This window comes from Aquitalea sp. FG25, assembly GCF_057809375.1.
The window spans coordinates 125128-138564 of the sequence record NZ_JBMDJV010000002.1 but is presented as its reverse complement, the minus strand read 5'-3'; the positions used below and the strand labels follow the sequence as shown (position 1 = coordinate 138564).

At 57.3% G+C, this 13437-nt stretch carries 15 protein-coding genes; 13 read left to right on the top strand and 2 right to left on the bottom strand.

Features of this window, described 5'->3' with window-relative positions; translation table 11 throughout:
* The first annotated feature begins 2 nt into the window (after window positions 1-2).
* The 13 genes from ACODR9_RS02340 to ACODR9_RS02280 all read left to right on the top strand — a co-directional run bounded on the left by ACODR9_RS02340 (window position 3) and on the right by ACODR9_RS02280 (window position 11927).
* Window positions 3-572, top strand: coding sequence for a DUF3486 family protein (locus tag ACODR9_RS02340; protein ID WP_488807398.1), 570 nt, complete (start codon window positions 3-5; stop codon window positions 570-572).
* Complete coding sequence (locus tag ACODR9_RS02335) at window positions 572-2206, top strand: hypothetical protein (protein ID WP_488807397.1); 1635 nt, start codon at window positions 572-574, stop codon at window positions 2204-2206. Before ACODR9_RS02340 ends, ACODR9_RS02335 begins: the two co-directional genes overlap by 1 nt.
* An 18-nt stretch (window positions 2207-2224) precedes the next feature.
* Window positions 2225-3772, top strand: a complete 1548-nt coding sequence (locus ACODR9_RS02330; RefSeq protein ID WP_488807396.1) for a DUF935 domain-containing protein — start codon at window positions 2225-2227, stop codon at window positions 3770-3772.
* Window positions 3762-5057 carry a phage head morphogenesis protein gene (locus tag ACODR9_RS02325; RefSeq protein ID WP_488807395.1) on the top strand — a complete coding sequence of 432 codons (1296 nt, stop codon included), beginning with the start codon at window positions 3762-3764 and terminating at the stop codon, window positions 5055-5057. The genes ACODR9_RS02330 and ACODR9_RS02325 overlap by 11 nt, the downstream gene beginning before the upstream one ends.
* A gap of 108 nt (window positions 5058-5165) precedes the next feature.
* Window positions 5166-5717: a phage virion morphogenesis protein gene (locus ACODR9_RS02320; protein ID WP_488807394.1), complete on the top strand. Its 552-nt coding sequence runs from the start codon at window positions 5166-5168 to the stop codon at window positions 5715-5717.
* Window positions 5718-6228: 511 nt separating this feature from the next.
* Entirely contained in the window at window positions 6229-7269 is a 1041-nt protein-coding gene (locus ACODR9_RS02315; protein WP_488807393.1) for a phage protease, read from the top strand.
* A gap of 33 nt (window positions 7270-7302) precedes the next feature.
* Window positions 7303-7698 carry a hypothetical protein gene (locus tag ACODR9_RS02310; protein WP_488807392.1) on the top strand — a complete coding sequence of 132 codons (396 nt, stop codon included), beginning with the start codon at window positions 7303-7305 and terminating at the stop codon, window positions 7696-7698.
* 43 nt (window positions 7699-7741) lie between these two features.
* Complete coding sequence (locus ACODR9_RS02305) at window positions 7742-8770, top strand: major capsid protein (RefSeq protein WP_488807391.1); 1029 nt, start codon at window positions 7742-7744, stop codon at window positions 8768-8770.
* Between the two features lie 159 nt (window positions 8771-8929).
* Window positions 8930-9127 (top strand): Com family DNA-binding transcriptional regulator, encoded by a 198-nt coding sequence (locus ACODR9_RS02300; protein WP_488807390.1) that lies wholly within the window; start codon window positions 8930-8932, stop codon window positions 9125-9127.
* Complete coding sequence (locus ACODR9_RS02295) at window positions 9090-9851, top strand: DNA adenine methylase (RefSeq protein ID WP_488807389.1); 762 nt, start codon at window positions 9090-9092, stop codon at window positions 9849-9851. The genes ACODR9_RS02300 and ACODR9_RS02295 overlap by 38 nt, the downstream gene beginning before the upstream one ends.
* Window positions 9852-9918: 67 nt before the next feature.
* Window positions 9919-11172 (top strand): PAAR domain-containing protein, encoded by a 1254-nt coding sequence (locus ACODR9_RS02290; RefSeq protein WP_488807388.1) that lies wholly within the window; start codon window positions 9919-9921, stop codon window positions 11170-11172.
* Entirely contained in the window at window positions 11169-11672 is a 504-nt protein-coding gene (locus ACODR9_RS02285) for a hypothetical protein (protein WP_488807387.1), read from the top strand. The genes ACODR9_RS02290 and ACODR9_RS02285 overlap by 4 nt, the downstream gene beginning before the upstream one ends.
* A 21-nt stretch (window positions 11673-11693) precedes the next feature.
* Window positions 11694-11927 carry a hypothetical protein gene (locus ACODR9_RS02280; protein WP_488807386.1) on the top strand — a complete coding sequence of 78 codons (234 nt, stop codon included), beginning with the start codon at window positions 11694-11696 and terminating at the stop codon, window positions 11925-11927.
* Window positions 11928-12188: 261 nt separating this feature from the next.
* Here ACODR9_RS02280 and ACODR9_RS02275 read toward each other — a convergent pair whose 3' ends face one another.
* Together ACODR9_RS02275 and ACODR9_RS02270 are read right to left on the bottom strand one after the other, a co-directional pair.
* Window positions 12189-13073, bottom strand: coding sequence for a DUF5677 domain-containing protein (locus ACODR9_RS02275; RefSeq protein ID WP_488807385.1), 885 nt, complete (start codon window positions 13071-13073; stop codon window positions 12189-12191).
* Window positions 13074-13104: 31 nt separating this feature from the next.
* Window positions 13105-13416 carry a hypothetical protein gene (locus ACODR9_RS02270; protein ID WP_488807384.1) on the bottom strand — a complete coding sequence of 104 codons (312 nt, stop codon included), beginning with the start codon at window positions 13414-13416 and terminating at the stop codon, window positions 13105-13107.
* Between the last annotated feature and the right edge of the window lie 21 nt (window positions 13417-13437).

Genomic DNA, 13437 nt, shown 5'->3' with positions numbered 1-13437 from the left:
ATATGGCTGCACGCAATAGCGTTTCCATGCTGCCGGATGATGTGCGTATGTGGTTAGACCAGTCCCTGGTTGACGGCAATTTCAGTGGCTACCAGGCACTGGAGGAGCTGCTGCGCGACAAGGGCTACAGCATCAGCAAGTCGGCCATCCATCGCTATGGCCAGAAGATCGAACGCCGCTTTGCTGCGATCCGCGCAAGTACCGAAGCGGCAAAGCTGCTGACCCAGGGCGCATCGGATGACACGGACACCCGCTCTGAAGCCTTGCTCGCCCTGGTACAAACTCAGTTGTTCGAGTCCATTGTTGATCTGCAGGAAGCGGGTGATGAGGGTGTCTCTAATGAAGACCGAATCAGCCTGCTTTCCAAGGTGGCCAAGAACATCGCCACCCTGAGCCGAGCCAGCGTGAACCAGAAGAAATTCCGTCTGGAAGAGCAAGCGCGCATCGAGCAGAAGGCCCGTGCTGCGCTGCTGGACGAACAGGAGCAGAAGCTGCAAGAACTACGTGGCGCGGATGGCATGAGCGAAGAGATGGAAAGCAGCATCCGCCGTATCCTGCTGGGTAAAGAGTGATGACCGAGACCGTACAGCAGCAAACCCCGTTAAAAGCCCTGGGCAGTCCACGCAAGATTAACCTGGCCGAGGAGCTGGAGCTGGCCGGGGTGGTAGTACCGCAGGAAGTGGCCGACGCGATCCCGGAAAATCAGCCGGTATTCCTGCCGTACCAACAGCGTTGGTTTGATGACGAGTCCCAGATCATGATCGCGGAGAAGTCGCGCCGTACCGGTCTGACCTGGGCAGAAGCTGGGCGCAATGTATTGAAGGCTGCCCGCCCACGCCGCCGCCAAGGCTGCAATACCTTTTATGTCGGCTCTAAGAAGGAGATGGCGCTGGAGTACATCGCCGCCTGTGCACTGTTCGCTAGGGCCTTCAATGAGCTGGCTAAGGCCGATGTATACGAGCAGACCTTTTGGGACGAAGGCAAGCAGGACGAAATCCTCTCCTACATGATTCGCTTCCCCAAGTCCGGTTTCAAAATCCAGGCACTGTCCAGCCGGCCTTCCAACCTGCGCGGCCTGCAGGGTGACGTGGTGATTGATGAAGCGGCATTTCATGAGTCCCTCGAGGAGCTGCTCAAGGCCGCGCTGGCCCTGACTATGTGGGGCAACAAGGTGCGGCTGATCAGCACGCATAACGGGGTCGAAAACCTGTTCAATGCGCTGATCCTGGAAGCCCGTGCTGGCAAGCGTGACTACAGCATCCATCGGATCACGCTTGACGATGCCATTGCCGATGGCCTGTATAAGCGTATTTGCTACGTCACGAATAAGGAATGGTCAGCAGAGGCCGAGGCGAAGTGGCGGGCCGATCTATACAAGAATGCCCCGAACCCTGAGTCAGCAGACGAAGAGTACGGCTGCGTCCCCAAGAACAGTGGCGGCAACTGGCTCAGCAGCATGCTGATTGAAAAGCGCATGTCACCCGACACCCCGGTGCTGCGCTATGAGTGCCCGCTGGGCTTTGAGCTGGAGGCGGATCATGTCCGTGCCAGCCACTGCCAGGACTGGATTGATTCTGTGCTGCAGCCGGAGCTGGACAAGCTGCCCAAGGGTGTCCGCAGCTTTGACGGTGAGGACTTTGCCCGCAGTGGTGACTTATCGGTCCATGTCCCCTTGATTGAGATGCAAAACCTGGTCAAGCGCGTGCCCTTCATCCTGGAAATGCGCAACGTGCCATTCCGCCAGCAAGAACAAATCACCTTCCATCTGCTGGATAACCTGCCGGGCTTTGCCGGTGGTGCATTCGATGCGCGTGGGAATGGCCAGTATCTTGCCGAGGTTGCCATGCAGCGCTACGGGGCGGATCGCATCCACCAGGTGATGTTGTCTGAAAGCTGGTACCGCGAACACATGCCCCCGGTCAAAGCCGCCCTGGAAGACGGCGACCTGGACGGGCTGCCGAAGGACAAGGATGTGCTGGCCGATATGCGCGCCGTGCAGATCATCAAGGGGGTACCGCGTATCCCAGACACTCGCACAACCGGTGAAGACAAGGGCAAGCGCCACGGTGACGTGGCGGTCGGCGTAGCCCTGGCCGTGTATGCGTCCCGTGTGATTGATGCCGCGCCGCTAGCCACCAGGGGCTACAAGTCCATTCCACGCGGGAGCATGGCCATGTCGGCCCGATTCGGGCGCGGTACCTGGTAACCATACGGAGTGCAAAACATGCCGCAAATTGTGGATCACAACGGGCAGCCGATTAACACCGGCCTGCTTAAAACAACCATCGCTACCCCAACCACCACCGGGGTGCGTCAGATCATCGCCTCGGCCAGCCATGGGCTGGACCCGGAGCTGCTGGGCCACATGCTGCGCCAGGCTGTGAATGGGGATGCCAGCGCATACCTGCGCCTGGCTGAGGACATGGAAGAGAAGTACCTGCATTACGGCTCGGAACTGTCCACCCGTAAGCGCGCCCTGGTCGGACTGGAACTGTATGTAGAGCCTGCCGGCGACGATGCCGTCAGCCAGCGTGCTGCCGAGCTGGTGGAGCATGCACTGGCCCCGATCAAAGAAAACCTGTTCGATATCCTGGACGCCATCGGCAAGGGTTTCAGCGTCCATGAAATTGACTGGGAAACCAGCGCCAAGCAGTGGATGCCGGTCGGCCTGTCCTACCTGCAGCCATACTGGCTGCAAATCCGGCGCGAGGAGCCGGAAACGCTCTACCTGCGCTCGGACAGCAATATCTACGGTGAGACGCTGGCCCCGTACAAATTCATCACCCACAAGGTGAAGGCCAAGTCGGGGGTGCTGATCCGGGGCGGTCTGGCGCGCATGGCCTGCTGGGCATTCCTGTTCAGCAATTACGCAATCAAGGACTGGGTGACCTTTGCCGAGGCCTATGGCCAGCCGCTGCGCGTGGGCAAGTACGATGTGTCAGCCACGCCGGATGACATTGAAACCCTGCTGATGGCCCTGCGCAGCCTCGGTACCGATGCGGCTGCAGCGATCCCCAAGAACATGGAGATCGACTTTGTCGACGCTGGCAACAAGACTGCCTCGGTTGATATCTATGCCAGGCTGACGGAGTACTTCGATAAACAGACCAGCAAGATCGTGCTGGGTCAGACCTTGTCGACCAATACCGGTGGCGCAGATGGCGGCGGTGCCTATGCCTTGGGCAAGGTTCACAACGAGGTGCGAGAGGACATCCTGGAAGCCGATGTCCAGCAGCTGGAAGCCACCCTCAGCCGTGACTACGTCAAGCCGGTGGTGGACCTCAATCTAGGCGTGCAGTCGGCTTATCCCACCATCAAGCTGCGTATCAACAAACCAGAAGACCTGACTGCCCTGACTGGGGTAGTGGACAAGCTGGTACGTGCAGGTTTGCCAGTTAGTCAGGAGTCAATTTACACCCGCTTCGGTCTGGCACGTCCAAAGCCGGGCGAGGCGATACTGGTGCCGGTTGATGCCCCAGTCCAGCAGGCGATGAATCGCTATCGTGCGATGAATGCGCTGCAGCCCGGTCAGACTGCAGACCCGATGGCACCGCTCCTGGAACAACTAACCAGCCAGACCGCCGACCCGATGGAGGCCATGCTGCAGGTGATTCGGCAGGCGCTGGCTGATGCTCCGGATCTTGAGTCCTTCCATGCGTGGCTGACCGGTGCGTTTGGTGACTTGCCGGTGAGCCAGCTGCAGCGGGTGATGAATACCGCGTTCAGCCTGGCTGAGCTGTCCGGGCGCTATGAGGTGAGCAATGGCCGATAATGCGGCACCACTGAGCGCGGTCTTCAAACAGCCATGGCAGACGCAGCTGGACTATTTCCAGCAGAAGCTGAACCTGCCAACGGAGCAGTGGACCGACATCATGACGGCGCAGCATGACCGCTCCTTTGTGGTGGCCGGGGCCATGGCCAGCGACCTGCTGGAGGATCTGCGCCAGGCGGTGGGTAAGGCCATTGAAGGCGACAGCACGCTGGCTGACTTCCGGCGCGACTTTGACCAGATCGTGGCCACGCATGGCTGGGACTTCAAAGGTGGCCGCAACTGGCGTACCCGCGTCATTTACCAGACCAATCTGCAGACTAGCTATGCCGCTGGCCGCTACCAGCAACTGACCGACCCGGACATGTTGAAGGTGAGGCCGTACTGGCGCTATGTGCATTCCGACTCGGTACTGCGCCCCAGGCCGCAGCACCAGGCGTGGAATGGACTGATCCTGCGCGCCGATGATCCGTGGTGGCAGACCCATTACCCACCGAATGGCTGGGGCTGCCAGTGCACCGTGCATGCGGTTTCGCTGCAGGAGCTGCGTGACAAGTACGGCAAGGACGGCCCGGATACGGCACCGGTCATTCAGACGCGCCGCGTTGAGCAGGATGATGGCAGCGTGGTCTATGTGCCGGATGGCATCGACTTCGGCTGGGACTACGCCCCTGGTCAGTCCTACGTCGGCAAGCTGTTACTGGACAAAGCGGCGACCACCTCGGCCCGGATCGGTGCCGATGCCATCCAGAGTGCGGTCAACAATATCGATGCCCTGGACAAGGTCATCCAGGAACGCTGGCAGCCGCTGGTGCAGCAGATCTACCCGGACCCGGCCAGCTACCGCCCGACCAAGCAGCGCTTCCACATCGGTGCGCTCTCACCGCAACTGGTCGACAAGATTGAGCAGGCCACGGGCGAGCCGTTGGCCACGGCGGTGGTGTCGGTCGATGATGCAGAGGTCAAGCATGCCCTGCGCGATACCGGGGCCAAGGCTGACAAGCGGATTGCCCTGGACGATGCCATGCAGACCGTCGTGGGCATGTGGGAGCCGGAACGCGTTTATCAGCAGGTTAATAATGATCAGCCTGAGCCTGTTTACCTAGTCGTGTGGAAAGCCCAGGATGGCCAGCGCTATATGAAAGCGGTGATCAATGCAAATTACCGCGTGAAAGACAAAGATCAGACCGGGAAACGGGTACCACTACAGACCAATACGCTGACGACTTTGGGCTATGTGGATTTGCGGGATTTGAATAATCCGGCGATGTATCGGCGGATCATATGAGGAGGATAGCCATGCAGGCAGGACGCCACCCCCTGCGTGTGCACGCCCTTTCGGGGTTGCAGTACGTAATGCGCTGTTTCACGTACTTCTGCACGGCTTGTATTCATTATGAGTGACAACAGCTTTGAAATCCAAGTCATCAACGACAGTGTCGGCCAGGCACTGGGCCAACTGTTGGCCCAAGCCCACAACCTACGACCGGCACTGCTGGATTTTGCCGAGTGGGCCAAGGCCGAGACGGACCAGCGCTTTGCCGACCAGGCGGACTGGCATGGCCAGCCCTGGGCACCCAATGCCGAGCTGACGCTGGCCAACTATCTGCGCAACCATGGCGGCAGCAAGAATTACAAAAAGGACGGCAAGCTGAGTGCGGCAGGTACCAGGCGGCTGGCGGCTAAACGTATCCTGCAGGTGGACGGCACGCTGCGCCGGGCCGCCTTCAGCTACGACGCCACCAGCGATAGCCTGCGCTTTGGTCCTTGGGGCAATGGGCTGGACGCCTATGCCGCCATCCAGAACTTTGGTGGCCAGGCGGGCCGAGGCCTCAAAGTCACCATTCCGATGCGTCAGTACTTGCCGGTCGATGTCGATGGCACGCTGGCCGATCCTGCAGAAGCCAAGTTGCTGGGCATACTGGCCACTCATTTCCAGCAAACCTGACTTTCCCCATAAACCGCCCTTGGCGCATGCGCAGTGCAGGAAGACCGCAAGGGTTGGTAGCAATGGGGTAAAACGCCGTCTACCCCCGTTAACGCGTGTTAATTCGTGAGGCAAAGACAATGGGCGGGTGTGGATTTCGTGATTGTCTTCAGAAATCACTTCTGGGAAGCTAGTCACTGGTCACTTTCATAGAGAGGAATGTCATGACCATGCTTTACTGCAGTAAATGCCGTGATAACTCAGGCCAAGCTCGAGCCCGACATAAAGCGGCTGATGATTGCTTCAGGGATGTAGAGGTTGTTGCTCCGCTGCCAGGTGCAAAATTTCAATGCAAATGCCGTAGCTGTGGACATTTGTGGAAATCATCATCTCCTGATGCAGCACGGATGTACGCCGAAAAAAATAAACCATAGCTCTCGACCTCAAAGGCACACATCACCGTGTGCCTTTTTCATTTCACCGAATCCCTTCCTCCGTTTTTGTCTTCACCAGGCTGCGCACAATGCAGCCCATGAAGCTCATTCCCGACGACGTTATCCGCGCACTCAACAGTCTGCAGCCTGATGGCCTGCAGCGGGCGAGCTGCGCCATCGCGCTCTCCATCGCCCTGGCGCTGGGACCGAATGGTGAGCCGCCAGAGTGGTGCCCAGTCATTCCGGCTGGCACGTTCATGGGCCGCGATGGCCGTGGACCGTGGCATACCGACACTGCCGCCGTACTGACTGACTTTGCAGCAAACCAGACGCGGGGCATTGAGCCGGTGGTCGATTACGACCACCTCAGCATGGTGTGCCTGCAGACTGGCCAGAAAGCAGAAGCTGCTGGCTGGATCAAGCAGCTGGAAATCCGGGATGGCGAGACCTGGGCACGCATTGAATGGAATGCCGATGCCATCCAGCGGATCACGGACAAGAAGTGGCGCTACCTGTCACCCGTCTTCGATTTTGATGCCAGCGGCCGCGTGGTCCGCCTGGTCGCCGTGGGACTGACCAACCAACCCAACCTGTTTTTACGTGCCCTCAACACTATGGAGACCTCTGTGGACTTGCTGAAACAACTGATTGAGCTGCTGGGGCTAGACCCGGCAGCAGATACCGCAACTGCCATCAACTCGGTCAAGGCGCTGAAATCAGCGAGTACCGACACCCAGACCGCCATGAACAGTTTGCGCCAGGCAACCGGTGCTGCGGCCGATGCCGACCTCAAGACGGTGGCCAACAGCATCATGACCGGCTTTGTGCCCAAGGCCGAGTACGAGCGCGTGGCCAACTCGCTGCATCAGCTGCAAGCCGGTACCGCTGCCGCCGCAGTCGACAAGGTACTGGATGAAGCGATTGCTGCCGGCAAGATCACGCCGGCAAGTCGCAACTTCTACCAAGCCATGTGCAGTACCGACATGAAGGCCTTTCAGGACTTTGTGAAGTCGGCCCCGGTTGTGGTCCAGCCCGGTACCGAAACCACCACGCGAGCCGCCAATAGCAAGCATGAAAACCAGCAGGCTGGCGAAAACCCGCTGATTGCCAACGCCAAGGCCCGCGCAGGCACCAAATAACCCAACCCGGCCCTTGGCCAGAAAAGGAAAGTCATGGACTCCCTGACGATCAATCAGACCCTGCCGCCTCAGATCCCGCTGGTTGGTGAGCCGGATGAATGCTGCGAAACCCTGGCAGTCGGCCCGGCAGCATTGCCCGCAGGCACCATCCTGGGCGTGGCCACGCTGGACGATGAGCTGTCTGTTCCCTGGCATGCCGGTGATGACCCGCTGGCTTTCGTGCTGGGCGTGACCCGCCATGCACTGCCGGCAGCCGATGCCGGTGTCACCTCCCGTGAGGTGGGCACGGTAGCCGGTGATTGCCTGGTCGCGCTCGACACGCTACCGGAGCTGCTGGCTGCACAAACCTCTGCCGCCGCCCACTATCGCCACGTTTACCGCCAGCTGTCGGCCCGTGGCATTCGCATCACCGAGCGTGCCGGCGACTAAGCGTCACCAGCCGTCACGACTTCAAGCAAAGGAAAACTGAGCCATGCCTCAATCTATCGCTGATCTGTTGAAAGATCCCGCGTTCTCCATCGCCAGCCTGACCGAGTCGACCAAGCTGCTGCCGAACACCTATTCCAAGGTAGGCCAGTCCGGCATCTTTGTACGCAAGGGCGTAAATTCCCGCACCGTCGCGCTGGAATATGCCGGTGGCCGACTTCACCTGCTGTCCAATCAGGACGTGGGTAGTCCGGGCCAGCGCACCAAGCGTGACAAGAAGAACGTGCGGTTCTTCGGGGTGCCGCATATTCCGCACGACGACACCATTCTGGCAGCCGAGATCATGGGTTCCCGCGTCTTTGGCGGCAACGACACCCTGACGGTAGCAGACGTCGCCAACGTGGTGAACAACCATCTGCAGGACATGAAGGTTCGCCACGACCTGACCCAGGAATGGATGATGCTGGGTGCGCTGAAAGGCATCATTCTGGATGGTGACGGCGACGTGATGTACGACCTGTACAAAGAGTTCGGCATCCAGAAAGCGGTGATCGAATTCAAGCTGTCTGACCCGAAATTCAATGTGAAAAAAGCCTGCATGGATGTATGCCGCCACGTTGAAAAGAACCTGCTGGGCGATGTTTCCACTGGTGTTGGAGCATTTGTCGATGCCAACTTTATGGATGCTTTCACCACCCACCCGAACGTGGAAAAGGCATTTCAAGGCTGGATGGCCGCCCAGGAGAACATTGGTGGCGACGTGCGCGCCGGCTTCAAGTTCGGTGGTGTGACTTTTGCGGAATACACCGGTGAAGTGCCGAAGGCTGATGGCAAGAGCACCGTGTCGCTGATCAGTGCAGGCACCGGCCACGCTTATCCGCAGGGCACCCGCCAGACCTTCCTGATGTACGACGCACCGGGTGATTTCATGGAAGCCGTCGGCACCCTGGGACAGCCGTACTACGCCAAGATCAAGAACACCGATTTTGACCGTGGTGTTGATGTCCATACCCAGTCCAATCCGCTGCCGCTGTGCGCCCGTCCGGGCGTGCTAGTGGAATTGAAACTGTCCTGATGACGCCGTAAGGCAATAGAGAGACAGCGACCGGGTGGGTGCTACTAACACCTACCCGGACAGCTGACCGCAGAACTGACCTGCAGGCCAACCCGAGGCTGCCACTTTCGTGCACGAAAGCCTGGCAATTCTAACGGGTTTTAACGACCTTGCAGAGACATGAACACCGATATTCGCTGTGGCCATTGCGGCCGGAAAATGGCCGAAGGCCAGTACATTACCCTCAGTATCAAGTGTCCGCGCTGCCGGACACTCAATCATTTCACGGCCACGAGCCATCCACCAGTGCACCAGGGCGTGCCAGACAGGACATCGCCTGATGCAAACCTTTCCGATCATTCCCTGGATAGGCGGTAAGCGCCGCCTGGCCAAACACATCCTGCCGCTGTTCCCAGCGCATACCTGCTATGTGGAACCGTTCTGCGGGGCAGCGGCCCTGTACTTCATGAAGAAGCCCGCCAAGGTCGAGGTGTTGAACGACATCTCGGGCGAACTGGTGAACCTCTACCGGGTGGTGCAGCACCACCTGGAGGAGTTTGTACGCCAGTTCAAGTGGGCGCTGATCTCGCGGGAAATGTACAAATGGCTGCAGATCACGCCGGAGGTCATCCTCACGGATATCCAGCGGGCAGCCCGCTTTTACTACCTGCAGAAGATGGCCTTTGGCGGCAAGGTCAGTGGCCAGACCTTCGGCACCGCCTCCACCAGTCCGCCCCGGATGAACCTGCTGCGCATTGAGGAGGAACTGTCGGCTGCGCACTTGCGCCTGGCCCGGACCTACGTCGAGCACCTGGACTGGAAAACCTGTATCCAGAAATACGACCGCCCCCACACCCTGTTCTATGCTGATCCACCGTACTGGAAGACCGCAGGCTATGGGGTGCCGTTTCCGTTTGAAGAGTATCAGGCGCTGGCCGAGGTGATGCGCAGCTGCAAGGGCAAGGTGATCTTGAGCATCAACGACCACCTGGATATGCGTGACGTGTTCGCGGGTTTCAGGATGGAGCAAGTGGCCATCCAGTACAGCGTGAACCAGAACAGGGGGAAGGCCAGCGCGGAGCTGGTCATTTGTAGCTGGTAGCCAGCTTGAACCATGGTCAATTTTTATCATGCCCTTGGCATGGTAAAATCATTCGCTTCAATGAATCATGCTGGAGCAGGCGATGGGAAAAGCAATTATCCGAGAGGGTGATCCAACATCACACGGCGGTACGGTGCTGGAAGCATTTCCTCACCTGTCCGTCTATGGAAAAAATGCAGCCGGTGTTGGCCACAAAGGCCATTGCCCCCAATGCAAGCGGGACTTCGTCATTGTTGCTGGCGCGCAGAATGTGACTTACTTCGGTAAAAACGTCGCGGTTGAGGGGATGATGACATCTTGTGGTGCAACCTTGATTGCAACGCAGAGTCAAGCGACTATCGACGTCACTTCTGGCGGGCAGGCGATGATGGCTGGTTCTCTAATCGCATCCGTACTGCAGAAGGCAGCAGCTTCCACACCGTCATTTGATGAACAAATCAAATTCGACCTTCCCAATAATAGTGCTTTGGCGAATACCGCATATGCATTGACGCTGGCAGATGGTTCCGTCATCAAGGGCTCGACTGATGCGGAAGGAAAAACGCAGCGGATCGAAACAGACAGTGCGCAAGATATTGTCAGTGCCGAATTTTATCAGGACATGTTTTATGGCTGTGACTGTGCTGCCGACCACATGTGCGAGGCAGGTGGGCGCGCGCCAGCACCCGCGATGAAGGTTGAGTTAAAAGGCATTAAGACCAACTCGCAAGCGATTGGATCATCCGTGGTCAATCACACCCTGCCCGCACCTGATGTGCGGCCAATGACAGCAGGTGAGATCGCGATGGCGAAGACAGTCTTTAAAGACGCCATCGACTATAGCTTGGTCAAAATCCACAAGGGTGGTCTCTTCGGCCAGCCGGACCGCTCTGACAACGCCATGACGCCGAAAGGGGAGATTCACTTCCCCTCGAGCGCGTATGAGCCAGATTTTTCTGCTCCTTCCGTCGAGCCTGGTACTCAAGTCTGGTTCATTCATGAGATGACTCACGTTTGGCAATACCAGCTTGGCTATTCAGTCGTTTGGGCGGGCATCAAGCTAAGCACTAGAGGGGGATACTCGGACGATGGCGTAAAAGGTCAGCCTGCACCTGCGTATCGTTACAACCTTGATGGCGAGGATAAAGGCAAGACAATGCCCGATTTCAATATGGAGCAGCAGGCCCAGCTGGTTTCCCATTACTTTGGCGCTACTGCGTTGAGTATGTCATTGTATGCCAACAGACTGCCCGGTCTACGAGCTGCATTGACACGCTTCATCAATACTCCGAAAGATCCAACCTTGTTACCACAGACGACTAAAGTGGAGCCAAAGCCATGACATTAAAAAAAATGGCATTCTTGATGTTGCTAGGGAGCATATCGACATGGGCGACCGCAATGTCCAAACCCTATGATGCAGTGGCTGGTCTCACTCTTCAAAGTGGTAAGCCGTGCATCTTCTCGCAGGGACCACTTCCCCAGAAACCGGAAGACTACATGAAGGATATGGGACTAGCGTTCCGTGTTTTCAGCGAGTCTCCAAGCGCACCAGGATACCTCTGGGATGCATGGTTCAAAGTATGGAGAAAACCCTTACCGGACTCAGCCTCTACCTGTGTGCCCTATGGGGAAGCGCAGTCTGATGTAACCCGCCACCCAGCCAAATCCCTACCATTGGATACGCCACTATCCTTCGATATGGATGGCCAGTATGGCCGTCATAACGTACGATTTTGTCTGCGCAAAGATTCTCAAGGTAAGCGCTATTTATCCACGGCAGTTCGCAAAGATGGTGTGTCTGCATGTACAGCAGATCCACTTAAAAACAATCATCCTTAAGTAGTCTTCAGGAGGCAGGTGATGGATACGAATCCCATAATTGCCCTATTTGAAGCACAAGCGCAGATGCTGGATGCCAGTGGCCAGCAAACGAACATTGATGATGCTACTGTCAAGCTGGCCACGTGGCTTTACTTGAGCCAGAGCTTGTTATCTGAGGATGATATGACTCTGCTCGTTGAAGTCGGCGGCATTCTCTACCGAGAAGGGTTGGAGCGCCGTCTGCAGAAGCGACTCAATGATATGGGCTTCTAGCGCCAGCTACCGGCCCCTTTCCCGCATTTTTTGCACTCCCCATGCCCACACAATGGGGGCATGACTACTTCTCCCTCCAACACCATCCAGTCATGAAGAGTGACGATCGGCTGCTCCAGGCCGAGAGCCCCCACCCCCAATGTCTTAAAACGACCCGAAGCAGTCGATGTCTTTATGAGAAAGTGGACACTAACGTTTGAATTCACCGGACCTGCACGGCTTTTCTCGCAGGTCCGGTGGAATGATGAGTTGGGCAGCATTTCATCCTTCGCTGTCTGTGTCGGCTGCCTGTGGCATGGCAGGCGGAAATGAAGACGATGGCTTTGTACTCAGCTCTAGGAGCCGCGCAAATATCTTTTCCTCTGCGTTCAATGGTGCTTGCATGTTCTGTTGCCCAAAGAACGCAGCAAGGTAGCCGCAACCAGCGTGCAGCACGCCGATGAATATCTCTTCCAGATGACGCACGGTCGCAGCTTGAAATGCCTCAGTAGTTCTTTCGCCCTTCAAATGCGCGGAGTAGAAGTAGCTTGCACCGAAGGGAGAACCGTGAATGATCTCGGATGAAAGAGAGTAGATCAGACCATAAGCTGCAAGTAGGCGTGACCCAGACCGCCGTCCCGCTAATTCGCCAACTCTCCTTATGCGGCTAGGCACATCTAGCTTAGTCCACGAGCCGTTACCCTTACCACTGAACTCGGGATACTCCTGCGTGAGCGTGGCCTGGGGATCAGGGTCGGAGAGAACTTCAATCGAGAACTCACCGCTCCCAAATTTCCGATTATGGTGACGCCAAGCAGCAAAGTCGATGTACCGGATGGCTCGTGCGGCAACATTGTCCGATTCGGCCAAGAGATAGCTAGCGTTTACGAAGGACTCGATTGCCGATCTAGCGACCGGATACGCATCTCGAACCGGGATGCCGCGAAGCTTCGCCACATGCAGCAACGTTTCAAATGACTGGCCTGCAGCCATCGCCAGAAACGTGCTTGTGCGCCGTTGTCCGTCACCAAGCGTACAAGTTAGCTTTTCCCCTTCGAAGGTTGCTGGGCCCTCCGACGCGACGAAAAGCGCGAGACGAAGAAATTCCTGCTGGAGCATGGCCAAGCCGCGCAGTGCATCAAGGAGCGGAAGTTCTTCGGTATCCATTACGAGGGACTAAAAAATGATGGGTTGGGCATCACTTGTTGGCGGCGGGCTTCCAATATGACTTCTCTTCCTCAGTCAGACCGGCAAGGATACGGTTGGCAATGCTTACAAGTGGAGAATTTCCGAAAGCTCGGTAGTTGGACAATACGTATCTCTTTACCGTATTAGGCCACCGACCATCATGATCAGCTTCCGCGATCGTCGATTTTGCCGTTTGATAATTTCCGTATCTGGCACCCATTGCCTGTTCGAGCGCCTTTTCAAAAGCGCCGAAGGACCATTCATCAGTCCTTGCCTCGAATTGATCCAATACTTGAACTTTGGTTTTGGAAAGCTTGCTCATAAGAACTCCTGTGATCTCAGT